Source organism: Enhydrobacter aerosaccus, assembly GCF_900167455.1.
Classification (GTDB): domain Bacteria; phylum Pseudomonadota; class Alphaproteobacteria; order Reyranellales; family Reyranellaceae; genus Reyranella; species Reyranella aerosaccus.
Window position 1 is genome coordinate 989083 of record NZ_FUWJ01000002.1, and the last position, 22380, is coordinate 1011462.

The following is a 22380-nucleotide window of genomic DNA, read 5'->3' on the forward strand; positions in this document are numbered from 1 at the left end:
GCCTGACGAACCGACAGGATGCTTATATCCGGCCGGCGAATACGTCCTTCCAACTGCGTACCGCCCCAAGGCTCGCTGCGTGGTAGACACCGCGCGCCACAGCACGCGCCAGGCAATCCGCCGCCAGCGTGCCGACTTCCCCAAGCATCAGCGGATCAACCCCGATGTCGTGACGACCGGTGGCGATCGCGAACACGGTATCACCATCGTGCGGCGTATGGACAGGCCGAATTGAACGCGCCAAGCCATCCTGCGCCATCATCGCAATGCGATGGGCAGCACCCTTGTCGAGCCGGGCGTTGGTGGCGACGACCGCAATGGTGGTGTTGCCGCGGGGATCGTGACGGGCCGCAGCAGCGGAATCCGGCACAACATCTTCCCGCCTGTGTGACACGGCAAGCTCAAGCGTGTGCGGTGGCGGCGGCAGGCCCCCGAATTCACCCTGCTGCTCCAGTGCCCAGGCCCAGAATTGCGGCAGTCCGCCCATGGTGGTGTAGCCGCGCGCATTGACGGCGACCAGCGCACCAACCTGCAGGCCGGTCCGCGGATCGACCGCCGAGGCGCTGCCAAGTCCACCCTTGAGATTTCCAGCCTTGGCGCCCATGCCCGCACCGGCGTTACCAAGCGCGAAGTCGTGCCCCGCCTTTCCTGTCGCCGCATAGGCGAGGTCTCGATAGGGCGGCCAGTCCCAGCCCTTGTCGCCGCCATTCAACAGGTCGAACAGGATCGCACCAGGCACAATCGGCACCACGGTGTCGGCGATGGCCATGCCGCGTCCACGCTCGCGCAGCCAGCGCATGACGCCATCGCATGCCGACAAGCCAAAAGCCGACCCGCCCGACAGGCACAGAGCATCGATGCGGTCCACGAGGCAGCTCGGATCGAGCAGATCGGTCTCGCGCGTACCGGGTCCGCCGCCACGCACATCGACGGAAGCCACTGCAGACGGATCGCACAACACGACTGTCACGCCGGAACGCAGCCTGTCATCCTCGGCATTGCCGACCAGAAGGCCGTCGACGTCGGTGATCAGATTACGGGAGCCAGGTTTAAACATCAGTCGAGTTGCAGCGTCAGCGCCTTCAGGTAGGCGGTCTCGGGCAGGCTGGGATGCACCGGATGATCGAGGGCGGCGCCCGAGCTCCGAAGGATCCGGCCGGTGCGTTCGGCATCGCGCAATCCGCGGCGCACCTGTTCGGCAAACAGGGCCGTGTCGGCGAGATGCGAACACGACGCCACGAAGAAGAAGCCGCCGCGTGCCACCAGCGGCGCCGCCAACCGCACCAGCTTGCGGTATCCCTGCGCGCCTGTCTTGAGATCCTTGCGGCTCTTCACGAAGGCCGGCGGATCGCAGATCACGACATCGAATTTGCGCGCCGCCGTGCCGCGGAGCTTCTCCAGCGTCTCGAATGCCTCGGCCTTCTCGAAGGTCATTATCTTGTCGACACCGTTCAACTTGGCCGCCTGCCTGGCTGCATCCAGAGCGGCGGCGGAACGATCGATGCAGGTCACCGACTTCGCCCCCTCCCTCGCTGCGAGCACGCCGAAGCCGCCGCTGTAGCTGTAGACATCGAGCACGCTGGCATCCTTGGCCAGACCGGCCATGAAGCGGCGATTGTCGCGCTGGTCATAGAACCAGCCGGTCTTCTGACCACCCGACAGATCGGCCACGAAGGTAGCGCCATTCTCCGTCAGCTCAATCGGATCGACGTCCTCGCCCTTGGCGACGGTGACCTCCCGCTTCAAGCCTTCTAGCTCGCGGACAGGCGAATCGTTCTTGAGCACGATCGTCTTCGGAGACAGCTCCGCCTCGAGCGCTTCCAGCAGGATCGGCGTGAGCACATCCATGCCCGCCGTATTTACCTGCACGACCAGTGAGTCGCCGAAGCGATCGACGATCACACCCGGCAGGCCGTCTGCCTCGGCATGCATGAGCCGGTAGTAGGGAATCCCGATCAGCTTGTCGCGCAGCGCAGCGGCCTGCGCGATACGGCGACCGAAAAAGAGCGCATCGACCTTGGCTTCGGGATTCGAGGTGAGCAACCGTGCCGCGATCAGCGAATGTGGATTGAAGGTAACGAGCCCAAGCGCCTCGCCGCCCGGTGCGCGCAGGATTGCCAGCGAACCCGGCGGCAGCGCCTTGGTCTCGGCATCCATGAGGATCTCGTTCGAGAAGGCCCAGGGATGGCCGCCACGAACCCGGCGATCCTCGCCGGCGCGCAGCAACACGCTGGGCAATTTGTTGGACACGCTATTCTCCTTTGGCGACACCATCGCGCCGCGGATCGGCGCCTCCTTCCCAGCCATCGCCGACGCGGCGGATGGCCGTGAGGCCGCTCTCCAGACGGCTGACTTGTACTTCATGGCCAAGCGCGCGCAAGGCGTCCGCTTGGGCGGTGAGTGCCGGCACGTCCTCCAGGATCGTCGGTCCGTTCATGTTCAGGATCCGCGGCAGGCTGACCGCCTCCTGCGGCGCGAGGTTCCAGTCCAGCATGCCGATCAGCGCCTGCAGCGTATCGCCAATGATGCGCGATCCGCCGGCCGAGCCCACGGCGGCCACCAGCCGGCGATCCTTGTCGAGCACGAGGGTGGGCGACATCGAGGAGCGTGGCCGCTTGCCCGGCTGGACCCGATTGGCCACCAGTCGCCCATCGATTTCAGGCTGGGCGGAGAAATCGGTGAGTTCGTTGTTCAGGATGAAGCCACGCACCATCATCTGGGCGCCGAACGGCGCTTCGATGGTCGTGGTGAAGGAAACGGCATTGCCCCAGCGATCGACGATCGTCATGTGGCTGGTGCCATGCTCGGGATAGCTGGGGTCGCCCGGCCCGACCTTGCCCATGCTCCGATCGAGCGAGATCAGCTTGCGGCGCTGCGCAATGTAGGCCGGTGCAAGCAGCTTGGCGACGGGCACATCGACGAAGGCCGGATCGCCGACATAGCGGTCGCGATCGGCAAAGGCCAGCCGGCTCGCCTCGGCGATCAGATGCAGCGACCGCAAGTCGTCCGGCTTATCCTGGGAGAGCTTGAAAGGCTCCAGCAGCTCCAGGGCCTCGAGCACCGCCAGCCCGCCCGACGAAGGCGGCGGCATGCCGCAAACGATCCAGACGCGATAAGGACCACACAGTGCTTCGCGCTTGATTGGATGGTAATCGGCAAGATCTGCGAGCGACAGCGTCCCTGGTCGGACATGCGCGTGCACATGGGCAACGATCTCCTCGGCGATCGGCCCTTCGTAGAGGGCCTTGGCGCCTTGTGCCGCGATGAGTCGCATCGTGTCGGCAAGTGCCGGATTGACGACCCGGTCGCCGACTTTCTTCGGCCCACCATCGGCATTGTAGAAGATCGAGCGCGCGGCGGGATCGTTGCGGAAGCCCGTGATGATCTCCAGCCAGGCAGCCAGCCGTGGCGACACCGAATAGCCTTCCTGGGCAAGCCGGATGGCCGAGGGGAACAGGTCTTTCCAAGCGAGCTTGCCGTGTTCCTTGTGTGCAAGCTCCAGCAATGCGACAGCCCCTGGCACCCCCACCGACAGGCCCGACGCGACAGCCTCGCGGAAAGGCAAGGGCTTGAGAGTGCCGCTTGCATCCGCCGCCAGGAAGAGATTGGGCGTGGCGCCTGCCGGCGCCGCCTCGCGGCCGTCATAGACCGTGATGGCGTGCGAGGTGCCGTCGTAATAGAGCAAGAAGCCACCGCCGCCGATACCGGAGGCTTGTGGTTCGACGACGCCCAGCGCCATCTGCACGGCCACGGCCGCATCGACCGCGGAGCCTCCCTTGCGCAGGACCTCCAGTCCAGCCTCGACAGCCAGCGGATGCGCTGCTGCCACCATCGATCGGGATAGAGTGGCGCGCTGTGCGGCCGCCGAGGCCGCCGTGGCCACCAGGATGAGGAAAGCGAAAAGAAAGCGACGGAGCGTCATGTGCGGCGCGCGACAATGAACAGACGACGGAACGGGAACAGCGTGATGCCGTCCGGTCTCGTGGGATAGGCCTCGGCCGTCATGCGGGCGTAGGTGTCATAGAATGCACCGCGCTCCGTCTCGTCCAAGGCTTCGAGAAAGGGCCGCAATCCAGTCGAAGCGGTGTATTGCGCGACAGGATCCTTGCCGGTCAGCACCTGCTGGTAGATCGTCTCCCACACCTCGAGCTCGGACGACAGCGGTTTCAGCACATCGTAATAGCGCGCCGGATCCTCGACGCGGGCGATGCCGCCGATGCCGGCGAGCTTGTCGCGCCAAGGGCCCGCCTCTGCGGCCTTGCGCATCAGCGCATGCGACGGCGCCTCGTGATTGCGCGGCATCTGGATGGCCAGCTGCCCACCCGACGGCAGCAGCTTCATCAGGTGAGGAAACATGTCGATATGTCCCGGCAGCCACTGATACGCGGCATTGCTGTAGAGGATCAATGGCGGGATTTCGGGCCTGAAATGCGCAAGGTCTCCCTTCGCAAAGGACAGGCGTTCACTCGCGGTTTGGGCGCGCGCCTTGTCCAACATCTGCTCGGAGGAATCGATCCCGATGACTCTTGCCTGCGGGAAACGCTCGGCGAGGATGCGCGAGATGTTGCCGGCTCCGCAGCCGAGATCATAGATCGCATGCCCTGACCGCGACCCGTTGGCGGGATCGAGCCGGGCCATCAGATCGAGCGCCGGCCGGGTACGAGCATCGGCGAACTTCAGATAGAGGTTCGCGTCCCAAACCGTCGAGGCGGGACGATCCATGTTATTTCTCCTCGAAGGCCGGATCGACCGGCACGCGATAGGCCATGGTGATCTTGTTGCCCTTCTGGGCCGCCAACACGACGGCCATGAATTCCTCGAACATCTCCTCCGTCATTCCCTTGCGCCGCGCCATGGCGCCGTGCGAGGCAATGCAATACTCGCACTGATTGGTGATGCTCACCGCGAGATAAATTAACTCCTTGGTGAGCGGATCGAGCTTGCCGGGAGCGAAAGCGGCCTTCATCTCCGCGGCGAAGCGCTCCATCACGTCGGGATGACGGGCCAGTCCCTTCCAGACATTGTTGATGTCGGCGGGATCGATACCCCGCGCCTGAGCGATACCGTCGACCACGGCCTTGGCGCGTGGACTCATGTCCTTGTACTCGATCAGCTTCGGCATGGGATGCTCCAAACAAATGGGCCGGCTCACCGGCCGGCCCATCTTATCCGCGCAAACCCGGAAGCGTCAGTACATGTGCTGGCCGCCATTGATGGAGAGGGTGGAGCCAGTGATGAAACCGGCATCGTCGGCCACCAGGAACAGCACGCCGCGCGCGATTTCATCGGCCTTCCCGAGCCGTCCGACCGGGATCTTGGCGATGATCTTCTCCAGCACGTTGGGCGGCACGGCCGAGACCATGTCGGTATCGGTATAGCCAGGGGCGATGGCGTTTACCGTGATGCCTTTGGAGGCGCCTTCCTGCGCCAGCGCCTTGGTAAAGCCGTGGATGCCGGACTTGGCGGCCGCGTAGTTGACCTGGCCATATTGTCCGCCCTGCCCGTTGATCGAACCGATATTGACGATGCGACCAAAGCCGCGCTGATTCATGCCATCCCAGGCAGCCTTGCAGACATTGAAGCAGGAGCCGAGATTGGTATCGATCACGGCATCCCACATGCTGCGATCCAATTTGCGCATGGTTGCATCGCGGGTAATGCCGGCATTGTTGACGATAATGTCGATCGGACCGAGGTCCTTCTCGATCTTCGTCACAGCCTCCTTCACGGCGGCATAGTCGCCGACGTCGAATTTGTAGACGGGAATGCCCGTTTCCTCGTGGAAGGCCTTGGCGGCCACGTCGTTGCCCGCATAATTGGCCGCCACCTCGTAACCGCGAAGCTTCAACATCTTCGAGATCGCCGCGCCAATGCCGCGGGTGCCTCCGGTTACCAACGCAACTCTACCTGCCATTTTTTCCTCCCTGCCTCAGCCCCGGTACTGTAGCCGGAGTCTTGGGGGCTGAGGCAAGAAAAGCGATGTCAGTCAGCCACCATCTCCGGCTGCCGCGATAGAGCAACAGCCTGTGACATGAGAATGACGAGAGCCTGCAGGACAAAGCCCGCCACCGCCACGTACAGGCAGATCTCGGCACCGAAGATGGCCCCGAGGACCGCGCCCAGACCGGCGCCTAGCGGGCGGGCGCCGTAGGCCATGATGTTGATGGCCGAGACCCGGCCGAGGAGGCGCGGCGGGGTCACCGACTGACGCAGCGTCGTCGTGCTGATGACCCACAGGATTGGCCCCGCGCCGAGCAGGAAGAAGCTCACCGCAGCCAAGATCGGTGTCGGAAATACTGTCGTCAACGCCATCACGGCGGATGAGACGACACCCATGACGGGCCCCAGCCCGATGACACCGCCAAAGGAAATCCAGCGCATCACCCGCGTGGCCATCAAGGCTCCAGCCACCATGCCGACGCCGTACATGGCCAGCACGGTGCCGATGCCCGAAGCCGACAGGCCAAGATGACGGACGCCATAGGGGACGAACACCGCGAGCATCAGGAACCAGGCGGTATTGAAGATGAACTGGGTGACAAAGACCGGCCGCAACAACGGATGATTGAAGACGAAGGCAGCGCCCTCCTTGATCTCCTGCACCGGATGACGGCGCACCATCTCCGGACGGCCGGGCTCGAGGATTCCGGCCAGCAGGAAGACGGCGATGATCGACAGCGCTGCCGCAACGCCAAAGGCTGGGGCGCCGCCGATCCAGCCGACGAGGAAGCCGCCCAAAGCCGGCCCGCCGGCGAAGGCCACCGTGCGCGCCAGCTCGATGCGCGCGTTCGCCGTGGACAAGGCGGAGGCCGGTACCAAGGAAGGGACCAGCGAAGGTGCCGCGACGCTATAGACCACCGTGCCGCAGACGGCGATGAAGCCAAGCACGGCGAGCAGCAGGAGATTGATCGCGCCGAAGGCGATCGCGACCAGGATGGCAAGCAGGGCCACCGCGCGCATCGCTTCCGCGCCGGCCATCAGCCACCGTCGCGACAGACGATCGGCCAGCAGGCCGGCCGGTATGGCAAAGAGAACGAACGGCAGGGTGAGCGCCGTCTGCAGCGCGCCGGTCTCCCCTTCCCCCGCACCCAGCATCAGCACGGCGACGATGGGCGCCGCCGCAAGCGCCACCTGCTCCGCAGATTGTGCTGCGAGGTTGGACCACGCCAGCCGATTGAAGGTCGGCGGCAATAACTTGCTTTCTCGGGACATCGGGGGGCTCCTGGGTTCGCTTGTTGGCTCGAACCTAGGAACCCTCAGCGGGCCGCTCTATCCGTGAGCGGCCGGGTATTATCTTTCGGAACGTCCCCGTCTTCTCGCGACTGGGCTGAACGTTCGCGTCAAGCAACTCAGTCGCGCTGGACGCACATGGCGATGCCCATACCGCCACCGATGCAAAGCGTGGCGAGGCCCTTCTTGGCGTCGCGCTTCTGCATCTCGTACAGCAGGGTCGTGAGCACGCGGGCACCCGAGGCGCCGATCGGATGGCCCAACGCGATCGCGCCGCCATTGACGTTCAGCTTGGCAGGATCGAGGCCCAGCTCCTTGCCGACCGCGACGGCCTGTGCCGCAAACGCCTCGTTGGCTTCGACGAGGTCGAGATCTTTCACCGTCCAGCCCGCCTTCTTCAGGGCAGCCTGCGACGCCGTCACGGGACCGATTCCCATGACCGACGGATCGACGCCCGTGGTCGCCCACGAGACGATTTTCGCCAGCGGCTTGATGCCACGCTTCTTGGCCTCGTCGCCGCTCATGAGCACCAGCGCGGCCGCGCCATCATTGATGCCCGACGCGTTGCCGGCCGTGACCGAACCGCCCTCCTTGGTAAAGGCAGGACGCAGCTTTGCCAGCGCTTCGAGGGTCGTGCCGTGGCGGGGAAACTCGTCCGTGTCGACGACGACCTCGCCCTTGCGGGTCTTGACCGTCACCGGAACGATCTCGTCCTTGAACCGGCCGCTCTTCTGGGCCGCCTCGGCCTTGTTCTGCGAGGAGACCGCGAAGGCATCCTGCTCCGCACGCGTGATCTGGTATTTCTGCGCGACGTTCTCGGCCGTGTTGCCCATGTGATAGCCGTGGAACGCATCCCACAGACCGTCCTTGAGCATGGAGTCGATCATCTTCATCTCGCCCATCTTCACGCCGTCGCGGAGATGGGCGACGTGCGGGGCCTGGCTCATGCTCTCCTGGCCGCCGACCACCATGATGGAGGCGTCGCCGTTGCGGATCGCCTGCCAGCCGAAAGCGACGGCACGCAGACCGGAGCCGCAGAGCTGGTTGATGCCGAGCGCCGTCTTCTCGACCGGAATGCCCGAATTGATCGCGGCCTGGCGGGCCGGATTCTGTCCCTGACCGGCGGTCAGGATCTGACCCAGAATGACCTCGTCCACTTCTTCCGGCTTCACCTTGGCACGCTCAAGCGCGCCCTTGATGGCGATCTTGCCGAGGTCGTGCGCCGGAACCGCGCCGAAGGCGCCATTGAAAGAGCCGATGGGCGTGCGCGCCGCGCTCGCGATGACGATATCGACTGTCATGAATTCCTCCTTGCAGGCCGCCCTGCCACACATGTTATAGGCTCGCCGACGCGGCCCGCAAGGAGCGCCAGCCCGCTAGGTAAGGCGGGTAAACCCGTCCGCACTCCACTCTTCGCTGCCCACGCCGTGATGAGCGAAGAACAGACCGTCAGGATCGTACTTCTTCTTTACGGTCTGGAGGCGGCCATAATTGTCGCCCCAATAGGCGCGCTGCCAATCCTTCTGGAAATAGCCCGACTCCGCAACATAGGTGCCGCTGTTCGGCGCGACAGTGCGCATTTGGGTAAGGACGGCAGCGACGGCCGTGGCTTCGCGACGGGCGCGGGCCAGATCGGGTTCATGACCAGGAACGCCGGCAAAGGCAGGTGCACTCGATGCCGATGCAATGACCAGCGCAAAGGCGTCGACCACGTCCGGGTTCATCGGTGTCTCACGCGCAGCAGCTAGCGCTTCGGCTGGGGCGCCCGCAAGGCCTTTATTGAAATGCAATTGTAACGACCAATGTCGCGAGGCCTGAAACAGGGCCTCGGTCAATCGCGACTGCGAGTCCTCTGCCAAAAGGCCCTGGGATAGCCAGATCGATTCGTAATCGTGCAGGTACCAACCGGCTTCACCGAGGTTGGACGCCCAGAAGACCGCGTCGTCGGGCGCACTGGGACGATCATCCGCGATAATCACCTGCGGCAGGTTCTTCTTGAGAAAGCTCACGTCCCAGAAGAAATGCGCCGGCGCCGCCAGCGCCATGAACGGCGCCGCGATAGTATAGTCCGTCGGCGAGGCCGCAACCCAATCGAGAAAGGGCTTCCAGGTTGCGGCGGCGGTTGTCTGATCGAGGCCCTGGAAGACCATACTGATCTCGAACAGGTTGTTGCGGTTGAAGCGTACGGTTTCTCCCCAATGCGGGTTGAAGAGCCGCTCGCGATAGAAGGCCACGAACCGAGCGATGAGCCGGCGATAGGCATCGTCCGAATGCGCCTGGATGGCGCCAAAGGCGCCGCCCAGGAAATTCGGCAGGTCATGCGTCTTCAAGGTCACCCGGGTGATGACGCCGAAACTGCCGCCGCCACCGCCTTTGAGCGCCCAGAACAGATCAGGGTGCGTGCAGGCATTGGCGATCCGCACCTGGCCGTCCGCCGTCACGATCTCCGCCTCGAGCAGGCTGGCACCGGCGAGACCAAACTGTTTCGAGAAACTGCCGAAGCCGCCGCCCTGGACCAAGCCGGCGACATTGACCGTACAGCAGCCGCCGCCCTGGACATAGCGGCCGGTCTTGGTCACGGCGGCATAGGCCCTCAGCCACACATTGCCGGCGCCTAGCGAAACTGCGGGCTGCGGCGCGTCACTACAGCCTTGAGCGACGAAGGCATCGTGGATCGCCAGCGAATCCATCGGCCGGGTCCAGATCAGCAGCGAATCCGGAGCACTGGAGGCGCCGAGATAGCTATGGCCCCCGCCCCGCACGACCAGTCGCAGTCTGTTCTCGCGCGCAAAGTCGACGGCGGCCGCGACGTCGCCGGCATTCCGCGCCGCAACGGCATACGTACTTGGCTGAGAGACCCAGGCGTCAGCCCAGCCTGTGGTCTGCGTCAGGGCAACATTGTCACGGATGAAATAGGGGTTCTTGAAGCTCGCAAAGAGGGCATCGCAGGCCGCCCGATCGCCGCCCTTGCAAGCATCCAATGGGGAGCGCACCGCCGAGAGCCGTCCGCCCACACGCTCGTTGAGCACCTGCCAGCGCGCTTCCGACGGCCATCCGGAATCGCCAGGCCGCACCCGCTGGAAGGGCTGGCTGCCGGGCTGGGCGTTTGCGACGCCAGTCAGCAGGGGTAGACCACCGGCAAGCTTGATCAGGTCCCGTCGCATCATCTGTTCTCTCCGCAAGTCGTCGATGCGCCCCAGATACAAGCCAGGCCCTTGATCCTGCTGCGGTTTGTGACGACCGGCGCGGCCAGCGGGACGACCGGCGATCGCCGCGGGACGAACGGTCAGGTCCGGACCGGCGCCAGCGCCTCGAAGCGTTGGCGATAGCGACGGCTGAGATTCACCTCAGCGCCGTCGCGCAGGCGGATACGCCAATCCCCATTCACCCATGGCGTGACCTGGGAGACTCGCGTGATGTTCACCAGATGGGATTTGTGCACGCGCACGAACTGTTTCGGGTCGAGTTCGGCTTCGAGCTTTGCCAGTGACGACCGGATCTCGAATGTCTCGCCTGCGACATGCAGGATGGCGTAGTTGCCGGATGCCTCGATCCAGTCGATGTCCGCCACCGCAACCACGACTTCCGCCCCGCCTCGCTTGCGGACGGCAAAGCGCTCCGGCCGGGCCGCACTGGCCGGCGCTTCTGGAAGAGACGGCGCCGGCGGTGCCATCGCTGGCCGCCCGCCCGCCCGCTCCCTCCAGTGGCGGAACGCCATGATGGCCGCGATCATGAGGCAATAGGTGAAGATGTCCTTGCTGAACTCGTAGGACAGGCGCTCGAAGGTGAGCGGGAAGCGAAACGATTCGCCCCAAATGGCGGAAAACCACAGGAGCCGCAGGGCCGCCATGCCGGTGGTATGGACCAAGCTAAATGGCACGATGGCCAACGCATGCAGCAGGAAATTGCGGGGCTGCGACAGCGGGAAGTGCCGCTGCATCCAATAGACCGCCGGAGCGAGCGCCGCGATCATCAGATGGCTCGAGGCTTCCACCGCGAAGGCATGTCCAAAGGACAGGACATGGCCGTGCCGGGCCTCGTCGACCACCATGACGTAGGACTGTGTCAGGCAGGACAGGCCGAGAACGAGAGCCCAGACCAGCAGTGGCCGCCAGTCCAGGGCGTCCGCCGATGCCGGCCGTGTCGTGTCGGCATTCATCGCGCCTTCAGCCACTCGATCAGCGGTTCCCAGGCCAGGCGCCGCGCACGGCTGCTGACCACCATGCCGATATGACCGAGCGGCAGGTCGAGGCGAGTCACATTCCGGAGACCGCGCCTGGCATCCACCAGGGCGGCGGCAGATCGCGGCGGCACGATACGATCGCCCGAGGGGATCATGACCAGCGCCGGCGTCTTGATCTTCCTCGGCACTATGGAGCGACCGGCGACGACCCATTGGTTTGCGGCAGTGACGTTGTTGCCATACCAGCCCACGAGGCATTCCCGCGCCACCGGACCGGCCAAGGGCGGTCCTTCGTTCAGCCAATCCTCCAGCAGCACGAATTCCCGCGCCTGATCGCTTCCTTGATCGAGCCCCAGAAACCGGCCGAATTTCTTCACCGCCAGCCAGGGATCGAGCGACCAGAACAGGGTCTGGAGAATATCGACCGGCAACTCGCCGGCCCGATCCGCCAGATCGGCTAGCAGGGGCCCAGCCGACAGCAGGAAGCCGTGGCCGGTCGTATCGGCGTGGAAGTCCCAGGGCGCAGCCAGCAGCGCCAGCCCCGCGACACGTCGCGGGCGCAAAGCCGCCAGCGCCACGGTCAGCGTACCGCCCATGCAGTAGCCCATCACCGCGGCGCGCCGGTGTGCCCGCTTGGCGACGAACGCCAGTGCCCGATCAAGTCGGGATACGTACGCAGTCAGATCGAAATGCCGCTCCTGCTCGTTCGGGCTCCCCCAGTCGACGAGGTAGGGCCGCAAGCCTTGCGCCGCCATCGCGCGCAGCAAGCTCTTCTCCGCCGTGAGATCGAGCACTTCCCAACGGTTGATCAGGGATGGAACCACCAGAACGGCTCGGGCCCCTTTTTTTCGGGCCAGACGGTGCGTCGCCCCGAAATCGAGCAGGCGCGTGTTGCCGTCGCGCCAGACGGTCGGTGGTTCCTCGAGGGTCCGGTGGACCGGATGCTGGCGGTAGGCCAGGACTCCATCGGCCAGCCGGTCCATGCGCCGCGCGATTTCACGGCGAAGTGATGCTTCGAACCGGCCCGCGCCGCCTGTCGCCTCCAGCGCGTTGGCCTCGGCAACAACCGGCGCAAGAAGTTCAGGGACGGCCGAGTCTGGATTCGAGATCGGCGAGTCGCGCTTCCAGAGCTGCCACGCGTTTTCGGAGCTCGCCCACGTCATCAATGCCGTTCCCAGATGCAGGGGCAGCGGACGGGGCCCCAGACGCATGATCTGCTGAGGCGGCTGTGGGGGCGGCGGCAGCGGCATGGGGCGTAGCTTGGGCGGCTTGTATTACGGACGCAACCTGTGCGTTTGCAGCCGCGAAAAGCCGCGCAATTTGTTCCGTCACGGTCTGATCCGCGGCCAGACCCGCGAGCTGGCTTTGCCATAAATCGAGGTAGCGCCGGGCCAAGCGGTCGAAATCACCCGACATATCGTCCTTGTCCGAGGCCATGCCCCATTATAGCCCATCAAGATGCAATGGCATTGTCTCGCGTTCGCTAAGCCTTACTTGTCGCACTGCGGCATCGGCGCTAAGGTCCAAACACTGGGAGAGCGTTCAGCGTACGGGCAAAGGAGCGCAGCGTAATGGCCGAACAGGCACCGGAGAGCGGCCCCAAACCGGCCCCCGTCGTCATCAAGAAGTATGCGAATCGACGACTCTACAATACCGCCACGTCGGCCTACGTGACCCTCGATCATCTGTCGCAGATGGTGAAGGACAAGACCGATTTCGTGGTCTACGACGCCAAGACCGGCGAGGAGATCACGCGTTCTGTTCTGACGCAGATCATCTTCGAGGAAGAGAGCAAGGGCGGGCAGACGCTGCTGCCGATCCCGTTCCTGCGCCAGCTCATCTCGTTCTATGGCGACAGCCTGCAGGGCGTGGTGCCGCAGTACCTCGAAATGTCGATGACGCAGTTCGCGCGCAATCAGGAACAGATGCGCCACTACATGCAGAATGCCTTCGGCTTCAATCCGTTCCAGCAGTTCGAATCCATGGGCAAGCAGAACATGGCGATGTTCGAGCAGGCGATGCGGATGTTCAATCCGTTCGCGGCGGGTCAAGGAGCGGCAGCTCATGCCAATGGGGCAGAGGCACCGAAGCAGGAGCCGTCTGCCCCGTCTGCTGGTAGCCCCGAGGCAATCGACGAACTCAAACGCAAGCTCGATGAGCTGCAGGGCCAGCTCGCGGCACTTAGCAAAAAGCCCTGATCCCCATGGGAGGGATCGCACCTCCGCCTCGTCCGCCGCGTGTGATCTCGCCCTGTATCGGTGTCTGTACCATCGAGGCGGGCAGTCCCTATTGCATCGGCTGCAAGCGTACGATCGATGAGATCGGACGGTGGGTGATCATGGACAACGCCGAGCGGCTGAGGATCCTCGCGGAATTGCCGAAACGAGAGACCCGATCCGGCACTAGCGCCCTTTGAACACCGGCTTGCGCTTCTCGCGAAACGCCGAGGTTCCTTCCTTGTAGTCCTCGGTAAGGCCGGTCAGCACGTTCTGGTCGGCATCCATGTGGGCAGCAAGATCGTCGAGCGCGTGGGCCAGGCGATTCACGGAAAGCTTGGACATGCGCACGGGGATCGGCGGCTGCCGCGCGATGCGGTCGGCGAAAGCCATCGCCTCGGCCAGCGCCTGGCCATTCTCCACGACCTCCTCCACAAGGCCCCATTCCTTCGCCTGGCCCGCAGTGACGCGGTCCGAGGCCAGAATTACCGCCTGCTTGGTACGCGCCGGCCCCATCAGCGCCAACATCCGCGGGATCGAGCCCCAGCTCATGTTCATGCCCAGCTCGACCTCGGGGATGCGAAAGTGCGCGCCGCGGCCGCAGAAGCGGAAATCCAGCGCCACGACCAGCGCCGCGCCACCGCCAATGCAATGGCCTTCGATAGCGGCAATGGTGACCTGTTCCATATCCTGCCACGCCTTGCACATCTTCGGCCCCAGGCGCTGGCGATGGAGGCGCTCGCCGATCGGCAAGGCCGTGCGCTGCCAGGCCTCTGGATCCTTGAGATCGAACCCCGCCGAGAAGGCCTTGTCCGAGCCAGTGAGAATCACGACGGAGGTGTCGAGGTCATCCTCGAAATCGTGCGGCACATCCCGCAATTCGCGCATCGCCTGCTGGCTGAGGGCGTTTATGTTGTCGCCGCGATCGAAACGCACGACGGCGATACGGCCTTGCGGGCCAAGCCCTTTCTCGACGGTGACGAAGCGACGATCCATTTTGTTTCCTCCGAGCTCCGGACCCTAGCGCTTCGATCCTGATCGGGCGAGCGGTGCGACGGCTGCCCATTCCGCGCCGTGGCGCCAGACGGGTCGCTGCCAGCGCGTCAGTAATCACCGCCTGTCGCGCGCTTCAGCTCGTCGAAGAGCAGGCGATGACCCGCGGCGCTGAAGTGCACGTCCCCGGCGATGAAGTACTTGTGGATCGCCACGCTGGAAGGCTCGCGAAAGAAAGCGGCAAAGCCATCGATGAAGCGGACATGATGCGAGGCCGACCAATCCCGCCAATAGGTAACCTGAATGCTGTTGCGGTCGCCCGAAGCGATGCTGTCCGGCCACGGATAGACCACGAGGGTAACGCTGCAGTCCCATTCCCGGCAGATCGCGACGACCTGGTCGAGGTTTCTCGCGGCAATCTCGAGTCCGCGTTGGCCCCATTCCTTCATCAGGGTCGGATCGACGGTCCAGCGCGCACGGTCCTTCCCCAATGATCCCACCGTGGCGAGGGAAGACGACAAATAGAGGTCGTAGGCCAACCGGAAGGTCGCGAAATTGCCGAGAAGGAACTGGCCGATATTGAACCAGTGAAACGCGCTCGACGTGACGATGCCGTCTGGGCTCACATGATAGACGTTGGCGTCGTCATCAATGTCGGAGAGGTCGAGGAAGACATAGATCTCGCGCGGCGTGATGCCCAGCTTCTGGGCGGCGACGCGGATCTTGCGATGGTAGATCGCCGGGCTGTACGACGCCACGCCGAGATTCCAGACCGCTTTGCCCTGGCGCGCAGCATCGCACGCCATCAGTCCGGCAAAGCTGTTCTCGTAGCTAGAGCCGATAGCCTCGGTGAATGAATCACCGATAACGAAGATCGCCGGCCGCGACTTTTCGGCTTCACCTGGCGCACAAGTTCCGATTCTGAAGCCATAACGGTCGGTATGCCAGGGATAGACGATATTTCCCCAAACTCGCGTCGAGTCGGAATTGGGAGCCAGATCATGATCATAGGCGGTCTTTATATAGGCCTCTGTGTAAGCCGATGCCGCATCGGCCCAGCGCTGCTTCCAGCGCGAGAAGACAGTGGCCAGCAGGACATAATCCAGAACCAGGCAGATCACGAAAATCGCGAGGATTTGGCCCAGCACCCGCAACACGCGAAGGCTTGCCCTTGTCGCTGCTTTGCCAAGCCCGCCAGTTCCGCCCACCATTCGCGTTCGCCTCGTCGTCGCCGCGCGAGTGCATCCCTCCGGGAAGGTCGACATGGCCTGAGCACCGGCTTTCCAACACCGGCAGGAGGGCAGAGCGAGAGCCCACCGATACTCGCCACGAGAGCACCCCGGAAGCGCAGTCTCTTTTCTTGCAGATAGCGCCACAGCTTTACAAGCGTGAGGGGTCCGGGCTTCACTGCGGCAAATGTCAAAGCCGGTTGATACCCTTTCCCTCGAACGGCGCGTCGATGCGTTGTTTTCCCGTTACACCCAATCCGGATCGCCGGGCGCCGTCGTCGCCGTCATGCGATCGGGCCATGTCGAGCTGTGCAAGGGCTATGGCCTCGCCAGCATCGAACTGGGCGTTCCGATCACGCAGAAGACACGGTTTCGCATTGCGTCAGTGAGCAAGCAGTTCACGGTTTCGGCCGCCCTGATGCTCGTCAATGAAGGCAGGCTCAAACTATCCGATCCACCGCACAAATATCTGCATGAACTGGCCCCATTGCCGGTCACCATCGATCAGATGATGCGCAACTGCTCCGGCCTGCCTGACTTCCTCGAATTGTTGCGGCTCGGCGGACATGGGCTCGACAAGCCCGCCCGACCGGCCGACCTTCTGGCCGCCTGCGTCCTCAATCGGCATCTGAATTTCACGCCGGGCAGCCGTTTCCTCTACAGCAATACCAACTTCCTGTTGCTCGGCCTGATCATCGAGCGCATTGCCGGGAGGAAGCTCGGCGATTTCCTGGCTGAGCGGATCTTCAAGCCACTCGGCATGAGCCATACGTTGCTGGCGCCGGAAATCGACACCGTCATTCCGGATCTCGCCACCGGCTATCTGGGCGATATCGAGAAAGGCTTCCGCCGTGCGCAGCACGCCTACCCGCAGGGCGGTGAAGGCGGCCTCGTTTCGTCGGTCGAGGATCTATTGATCTGGAGTCGCCACTTCGACAAGCCGAAGCTCGACCCGACCGACTTGCCGGCCCAGCTCATGGCGCAGAAGCCGTTGAATGACGGCCATGCCAACCACTATCGCCGCGGTCTCGATACGAGCCTGCTGCGCGGCCTCCAGACGATCGGGCATGGCGGGCTATGGCCCGGCTTCCGCACCGAATTCCTGCGCCTGCCGAGCGTCGAGCTCACGGTCGTCGTGATTTCCAACCTGGGCACCCTCGATCCCTGGCGCCTGGCCCGCGGGGTGGCGGTCGAGGCGCTGGCTGGCACACGAGCCATGGCAAGGCCAATACCGGCGCCGACACAGACGGAGATCGAGGCGCTCTCTGGCACCTGGTTCAACGCCGAGGAGCCCTCGTTGTTCGAGCTCGCCTGGCGCAACAACGAGCCGACCGTTACCCAGAACGGCTTGCCCTTCGCCTTGGCTCGGCGCTCCGACGGGTGGCTCGCGGCCGAACGCGGCTCGTTCGAGTTCGCGCTGAAGCCCATGGGCCCACGCTCGGTTCAGGTCGCTCTCGGCGCCGGTCGCATCGTCACCTTCAGGAAGCTCGGCCGGCGCAAGCCTGTGCCATCCGGCATTGCCGGCGCCTACGTCTCCGCCGATACCGGTGCCACATGGCATGTGCGACGCGGGGGCGCCGACTACACGATTGGCGTCAGTGGGCCCCTGATTGCCGGTGGCGCGCCCTGGCCGGTGCGCGGCATCGACGAGCACACGGTGGAGATCCAGACGCCCGGCCCTTGGCTGACCGTGACCCAGCTTGCCCATCTCGAGCGCGGTCGAGGCGGCCGGATCAAGGCGCTGGTCGTTTCCACCGGTCGGGTGAAGAGCCTGCGTTTCGAGCGGGCCGACTGAAGTCCCGCTCGTTCCTTTCCTTGGGTAAGACCGTGAAGGCGACCGCGCTCAACGGAACGGAATCGCGTACATCAGGCCGCCATTGGTCCACAGCGCGTTGAGGCCGCGATCGAGCTTGAGCGGGGTGTTCCTGCCGACATTGCGCTCGAAGCTGTCGCCATAGTTCCCGACCTGCTTGATGACGTTGTACATCCACTTCTCATCGACCCCCATGGCCTTGCCGTAACCCGGCGTCACGCCGAGGAAGCGCTTGATCACCGGATCGTCGCTCTTCGCCATCTCGTCGACATTCGCCTGGCTGATGCCGAGTTCCTCGGCTTCGATCATGCCGTCGAGCACAAAACGCACGAGATCGAACCACTGATCGTCGCCGTGGCGCACCAACGGCCCCAGCGGTTCCTTGGAGATGCGCTCGGGCAGGATGACGTGCTCGCCTTTGCCGGAGAGCTGTCCGGCGCGCACGGCCGCGAGCCCCGAGGAGTCGGTCGTGTAGGCGTCACAGCGCCCCGCCGCATAGGCCTGAAGCAGCTCATCGAGCTTCTCGATCAACACCGGCTTGAAGGTCATCTTGTTCTTGCGGAAGTAGTCCGCGAGGTTGAGCTCAGTGGTCGTGCCAGGCTGCACGCAGATGGTGGCTCCATTCAACTCCTTGGCACTCTTGATGCCGGACTTGGCCGGCACCAGGAACCCCTGGCCGTCATAGAAGTTGACGCCCGCGCTGTTGAAGCCGAGCTGCGTGTCACGGAGCAGGGTCTGGGTGGCGTTGCGCGTGATGACGTCGACCTCGCCCGATTGCAGGGCCACGAAGCGCTGCTGGGCGGTGGTCGGAATGAACTTCACCTTCTCGGCATCGCCGAACATTGCTGCCGCGAACGCCTTGCAAAGATCGACATCGAGGCCGGTCCACTTGCCCTGGGTATCGGCGAAGGAGAAGCCGGCGAGGCCCGTGTTGACGGCGCATTGCACGTAGCCCTTGGCCTTGACGGCATCGAAGGTCTGGCCAGCGGAAGCCGGCAGAGCGGGTAGCGCCCCCGACACCGCAATCGCCGCCGCAGCGGCAAGACGTTTGAAGAACAAGACGAGCCCCCAAGTTTGTTTCCGACCCAACTTAGCAAAAGATGCGCCGTCCGCGGTCGGCCTTTCCGGCTGAAGGATCAAGGGCCAGCTTGCGGCGGCAATACCCGTCCACAATTTAATGGCGAGCAACGCAGGGCATTGCACTCCCCTGTCGGCCCCAGAGAAGATTGCAGTCACGCATGGACCAGAACCTTCGTTACCCCACAAAGCTCGCTCGCCAAGTCGATCGCTGGTATGACGATGCCGCGATCAAGGAGCCGTCCAATGTCTTCGATGCCCCGGCGCCTGCGGCCTTCCCGGCGCCTTCTCCTTTCGGGGATCCCGGCCACTCTGCTGGCGTCCCTGCTGGTCAGCACGCCCGGCTTCGCCCAGTCCTGCTGCGGCCCCATCACCCCCAACGGGAAGCGGCTGCTCCAGCGCCTCGATGCCTCGGGCGTCGATCATCTGTGGCTGCCCTACAAGCCGGTCGAATGGGAGACGGGCGAACTCGATCCCAATCCCTATGCCAAGCCGGCGGCCACCCATTGCAGCGCCTTCGTCGCCGCCTTCGGCAAGCAGCTGGGCGTCTATATCCTGCGTCCGCCTGAACATTCGCCAACACTGTTGGCGAATGCCCAGATGCGCTGGCTGCTGACAGACGGTCCCTCTTCGGGCTGGCGTCCGCTGGCAGACGCCGCCGCTGCGCAACAGAGCGCGAACCTCGGCAATCTGGTTGTCGCGGCGTACGAAAATCCCGACCCGCACAAGGCCGGCCACATTGCCTTCATTCGGCCAGGCGTGCCGACGGCCGCGCGACTGGCATCGGAAGGTCCCGACGTCACCCAGGCCGGCGCATCCAACGCCCTGTCAATGCCGCTCAAACGCGCTTTCAGCCATCATCGAGGCGCGTGGCCCGATGAGATCCGCTACTACGAACATCCGATTGCCTGGCCAAGTTAGGCGCCCGACCCGGTGAGCCGAAACGACAAGCCCCGATATGCTGGAGCATATCGGGGCTTGGGACTCGCCGAGCCTGACGGCAACCGATCTAGACGACCCGCTCGACCAGCATCTTCTTGATCTCGCCGATCGCCTTGGCGGGATTGAGACCCTTGGGGCAGGTCTTGGTACAATTCATGATGGTGTGGCAGCGATACAGCCGGAACGGATCTTCGAGCTGGTCGAGGCGCTCGCCTTTGGCCTCGTCGCGGCTGTCGGCCAGCCAGCGATAAGCCTGCAACAGGATCGCCGGGCCGAGGTAACGGTCGCCGTTCCACCAGTAGCTCGGGCACGACGTCGAGCAGCAGAAGCAGAGGATGCATTCCCACAGGCCGTCGAGCTTGGCGCGCTCCTCCGGCGACTGCAGGCGCTCGCGTGTCGGCGGCTGGCTCGTCGACTTCAGCCACGGCTCGATCGACGCGAGCTGGGCGTAGGGAACGGTCAGGTCAGGCACCAGATCCTTCACCACCGGCATATGCGGCAGCGGATAGATCTTCACCTCGCCCTTCACATCCGAGATGTACTTGGTGCAGGCGAGCGTGTTCGTGCCGTCGATGTTCATTGCACACGAACCGCACACACCTTCGCGGCAGGAGCGCCGGAAGGTGAGCGAGCTGTCCATCTCGTTCTTGATCTTGATCAGCGCGTCGAGAACCATCGGGCCGCAGCTGTCCATGTCGACTTCGTAAGTGTCGACCTGCGGATTCTTTCCGTCTTCCGGCGTCCAGCGATAGACCTTGAACACCTTGACGTTCTTGGTGCCTGCCGGAGCCTTGAAGGTTTCGCCAACGCCGACCTTGGAATTGGCGGGCAGTGAAAACTCAGCCATCGCTTCCTCTCGAACTCAGTACACCCGCGCCTTGGGCGGGAAGGACTGAACGTCGTTGCTCATCGGTTGCAGATTGACCGGGCGGTAGTCGATGCGGGTCTTGCCAGTCTCGGGATCGACCCACACGGCCGTGTGCTTCAGCCAGTTCTTGTCGTCGCGCTCGGGATAATCTTCCCGGGCATGGGCGCCACGGCTTTCGTGGCGATTGGCAGCGGAGCGGATGATGGCCTGGGCCTGCAGGATCAGGTTTTCGAACTCCAGGGTCTCCATGAGATCGGAGTTCCAGATCATCGAGCGATCCTTGACGCGGATGTCCGACTTGCCGGCGAACACCTTGTCGAGATTGGCGCAGCCTTCGTCGAGGCTTTGCTGGGTCCGGAACACAGCGCAGTCGTTCTGCATGGTGCGCTGCATCTGCGTGCGCAGCTGGGCTGTCGGCGTGCCGCCCGTGGCATGCCGCAACTTGTCGAGACGGGCGAGCGCCTCTTCGCCGGCATTGCGCAGGTCCTTGTGCGGAGCCCCTGGCGTCAGCTGGCTGGCCGTGCGGTTGGCAGCAGAGCGGCCGAACACCACAAGCTCGAGCAGCGAGTTGGACCCCAGGCGATTGGCGCCATGGACGCCGACCGATGCGGCCTCGCCGAGCGCCATCAGACCCGGTACGGCGGCGTAGGGATCGCCGTCCTTCACGGTCATGACTTCGCAGTGATAATTCGCCGGGATGCCGCCCATGTTGTAGTGGCAGGTCGGCAGGATCGGGATCGGCTGACGAGTCACGTCGACGCCGGCAAAGATGCGCGCCGTCTCGGCGATGCCGGGCAGGCGCTCATGGATGACCTTGGGGTCGAGATGCTCGACATGCAGCTCGATGTAATCCTTGTTCGGGCCGCAGCCGCGGCCTTCGCGGATCTCGATGGTCATCGACCGCGAGACGACGTCACGCGAGGCAAGGTCCTTGGCCGACGGCGCATAACGCTCCATGAAGCGCTCGCCGTTGCCGTTGGTGACGTAGCCGCCCTCGCCGCGCACGCCCTCGGTGATCAGGCAGCCGGCGCCGTAGATGCCGGTCGGATGGAACTGCACGAACTCCATGTCCTGGAGCGGCAGGCCCGCGCGCAGCACCATGGCACCGCCGTCACCCGTGCAGGTGTGCGCCGACGTGGCGGTGAAGTAGACGCGGCCGCAGCCGCCGGTCCCCAGCACCGTGCGATGGGCACGGAAGCGATGGATCGTGCCGTCGTCGAGGTTCCAGGCCATCACCCCGCGGCACACGCCCTCGTCCATGATCAGGTCGAGCGCGAAATACTCGACGAAGAACTCGGCGTTATTCCGGAGCGACTGCTGGTAGAGCGTATGCAGCATGGCGTGACCGGTGCGGTCGGCCGCCGCGCAGGTGCGCTGGGCGATGCCCTTGCCGAACTCCGTCGTCATGCCGCCAAACGGCCGCTGATAGATCTTGCCCTCGGGCGTGCGGCTGAACGGCACGCCGAAATGTTCGAGCTCGATGATCGCGGGAATGCCGTCGCGGCACATATATTCGATCGCGTCCTGGTCCCCGAGCCAGTCGGAGCCCTTGACCGTGTCGTACATGTGCCAGCGCCAGTCGTCCGGACCCATGTTGCCGAGCGCCGCCGAGATGCCGCCCTGCGCCGCCACGGTGTGGCTGCGGGTGGGGAACACCTTGGTGATGCAGGCCGTCTTCAGGCCCTGCGCCGCCATGCCGAACGTCGCGCGCAGGCCGGCGCCGCCGGCACCGACGACGACGACGTCATATTCGTGATCGATGATGGTGTAGGCGCGGCCACCGATGTTCATCGTGCCCGACGTGGCGCCATTGCTCTTCTCGGCCATGA

General features: G+C 64.3%; 20 protein-coding genes. 4 read left to right on the plus strand and 16 right to left on the minus strand.

The window, feature by feature from the left end; all coding sequences use genetic code 11:
- Positions 1 to 22: 22 nt before the first annotated feature.
- The 11 genes from B5D62_RS14015 to B5D62_RS14065 all read right to left on the minus strand — a co-directional run bounded on the left by B5D62_RS14015 (position 23) and on the right by B5D62_RS14065 (position 12576).
- Complete coding sequence (locus B5D62_RS14015) at positions 23 to 1057, minus strand: P1 family peptidase (protein WP_085934460.1); 1035 nt, start codon at positions 1055 to 1057, stop codon at positions 23 to 25.
- On the minus strand, positions 1057 to 2250 hold the full coding sequence (locus B5D62_RS14020) for a class I SAM-dependent rRNA methyltransferase (RefSeq protein WP_231714803.1): 1194 nt from the start codon (positions 2248 to 2250) through the stop codon (positions 1057 to 1059). Before B5D62_RS14020 ends, B5D62_RS14015 begins: the two co-directional genes overlap by 1 nt.
- 1 nt (position 2251) lies before the next feature.
- Positions 2252 to 3922: a gamma-glutamyltransferase gene (gene ggt, locus B5D62_RS14025; protein ID WP_085934461.1), complete on the minus strand. Its 1671-nt coding sequence runs from the start codon at positions 3920 to 3922 to the stop codon at positions 2252 to 2254.
- The gene (locus B5D62_RS14030) at positions 3919 to 4722 is read right to left on the minus strand and encodes a methyltransferase domain-containing protein (RefSeq protein ID WP_085934462.1); all 804 of its coding nucleotides are present in this window, start codon (positions 4720 to 4722) and stop codon (positions 3919 to 3921) included. Before B5D62_RS14030 ends, ggt begins: the two co-directional genes overlap by 4 nt.
- A 1-nt stretch (position 4723) precedes the next feature.
- On the minus strand, positions 4724 to 5122 hold the full coding sequence (locus tag B5D62_RS14035) for a carboxymuconolactone decarboxylase family protein (protein WP_085934463.1): 399 nt from the start codon (positions 5120 to 5122) through the stop codon (positions 4724 to 4726).
- A gap of 66 nt (positions 5123 to 5188) precedes the next feature.
- Positions 5189 to 5914, minus strand: a complete 726-nt coding sequence (gene phbB / locus B5D62_RS14040; protein ID WP_085934464.1) for an acetoacetyl-CoA reductase — start codon at positions 5912 to 5914, stop codon at positions 5189 to 5191.
- A 68-nt stretch (positions 5915 to 5982) separates the two neighbouring features.
- Positions 5983 to 7212, minus strand: a complete 1230-nt coding sequence (locus B5D62_RS14045) for an MFS transporter (RefSeq protein ID WP_085934465.1) — start codon at positions 7210 to 7212, stop codon at positions 5983 to 5985.
- A 137-nt stretch (positions 7213 to 7349) separates the two neighbouring features.
- Positions 7350 to 8531 (minus strand): acetyl-CoA C-acetyltransferase, encoded by a 1182-nt coding sequence (locus tag B5D62_RS14050; RefSeq protein WP_085934466.1) that lies wholly within the window; start codon positions 8529 to 8531, stop codon positions 7350 to 7352.
- Between the two features lie 75 nt (positions 8532 to 8606).
- Entirely contained in the window at positions 8607 to 10397 is a 1791-nt protein-coding gene (locus B5D62_RS14055; protein ID WP_085934467.1) for an FAD-binding oxidoreductase, read from the minus strand.
- A gap of 119 nt (positions 10398 to 10516) precedes the next feature.
- Positions 10517 to 11389 carry a LytR/AlgR family response regulator transcription factor gene (locus B5D62_RS14060; protein WP_085934468.1) on the minus strand — a complete coding sequence of 291 codons (873 nt, stop codon included), beginning with the start codon at positions 11387 to 11389 and terminating at the stop codon, positions 10517 to 10519.
- The gene (locus B5D62_RS14065; RefSeq protein ID WP_231714804.1) at positions 11386 to 12576 is read right to left on the minus strand and encodes an alpha/beta fold hydrolase; all 1191 of its coding nucleotides are present in this window, start codon (positions 12574 to 12576) and stop codon (positions 11386 to 11388) included. Before B5D62_RS14065 ends, B5D62_RS14060 begins: the two co-directional genes overlap by 4 nt.
- Before the next feature lie 408 nt (positions 12577 to 12984).
- On the opposite strand from B5D62_RS14065, the gene phaR reads away from it, so the two are divergent.
- Together phaR and B5D62_RS14075 are read left to right on the plus strand one after the other, a co-directional pair.
- The gene (gene phaR / locus B5D62_RS14070) at positions 12985 to 13611 is read left to right on the plus strand and encodes a polyhydroxyalkanoate synthesis repressor PhaR (RefSeq protein ID WP_085934470.1); all 627 of its coding nucleotides are present in this window, start codon (positions 12985 to 12987) and stop codon (positions 13609 to 13611) included.
- A gap of 5 nt (positions 13612 to 13616) precedes the next feature.
- Entirely contained in the window at positions 13617 to 13829 is a 213-nt protein-coding gene (locus tag B5D62_RS14075; protein WP_085934471.1) for a DUF1289 domain-containing protein, read from the plus strand.
- Here B5D62_RS14075 and B5D62_RS14080 read toward each other — a convergent pair.
- Entirely contained in the window at positions 13816 to 14625 is an 810-nt protein-coding gene (locus tag B5D62_RS14080) for an enoyl-CoA hydratase/isomerase family protein (RefSeq protein ID WP_085934472.1), read from the minus strand. The genes B5D62_RS14075 and B5D62_RS14080 overlap by 14 nt on opposite strands.
- A 107-nt stretch (positions 14626 to 14732) precedes the next feature.
- The gene (locus B5D62_RS14085) at positions 14733 to 15833 is read right to left on the minus strand and encodes an SGNH/GDSL hydrolase family protein (protein ID WP_139373873.1); all 1101 of its coding nucleotides are present in this window, start codon (positions 15831 to 15833) and stop codon (positions 14733 to 14735) included.
- A 205-nt stretch (positions 15834 to 16038) separates the two neighbouring features.
- Here B5D62_RS14085 and B5D62_RS14090 point away from each other — a divergent pair, with 205 nt between their 5' ends.
- Positions 16039 to 17646 (plus strand): serine hydrolase domain-containing protein, encoded by a 1608-nt coding sequence (locus B5D62_RS14090; protein WP_085934474.1) that lies wholly within the window; start codon positions 16039 to 16041, stop codon positions 17644 to 17646.
- A 48-nt stretch (positions 17647 to 17694) separates the two neighbouring features.
- Here the strand turns inward: B5D62_RS14090 and B5D62_RS14095 are convergent, their stop codons facing one another.
- Positions 17695 to 18723, minus strand: coding sequence for an amino acid ABC transporter substrate-binding protein (locus B5D62_RS14095; protein ID WP_085934475.1), 1029 nt, complete (start codon positions 18721 to 18723; stop codon positions 17695 to 17697).
- Positions 18724 to 18987: 264 nt separating this feature from the next.
- Between B5D62_RS14095 and B5D62_RS14100 the strand changes: the two genes are divergently transcribed.
- A complete protein-coding gene (locus B5D62_RS14100; protein ID WP_085934476.1) occupies positions 18988 to 19662 on the plus strand; it encodes a hypothetical protein in 675 nt (224 codons plus the stop codon).
- 88 nt (positions 19663 to 19750) lie between these two features.
- On the opposite strand, the gene B5D62_RS14105 is transcribed toward B5D62_RS14100, so the two are convergent.
- Entirely contained in the window at positions 19751 to 20530 is a 780-nt protein-coding gene (locus tag B5D62_RS14105; RefSeq protein WP_085934477.1) for a succinate dehydrogenase iron-sulfur subunit, read from the minus strand.
- 15 nt (positions 20531 to 20545) lie between these two features.
- Positions 20546 to 22378, minus strand: coding sequence for a succinate dehydrogenase flavoprotein subunit (sdhA, locus tag B5D62_RS14110; protein ID WP_085934478.1), 1833 nt, complete (start codon positions 22376 to 22378; stop codon positions 20546 to 20548).
- Positions 22379 to 22380: the final 2 nt, after the last annotated feature.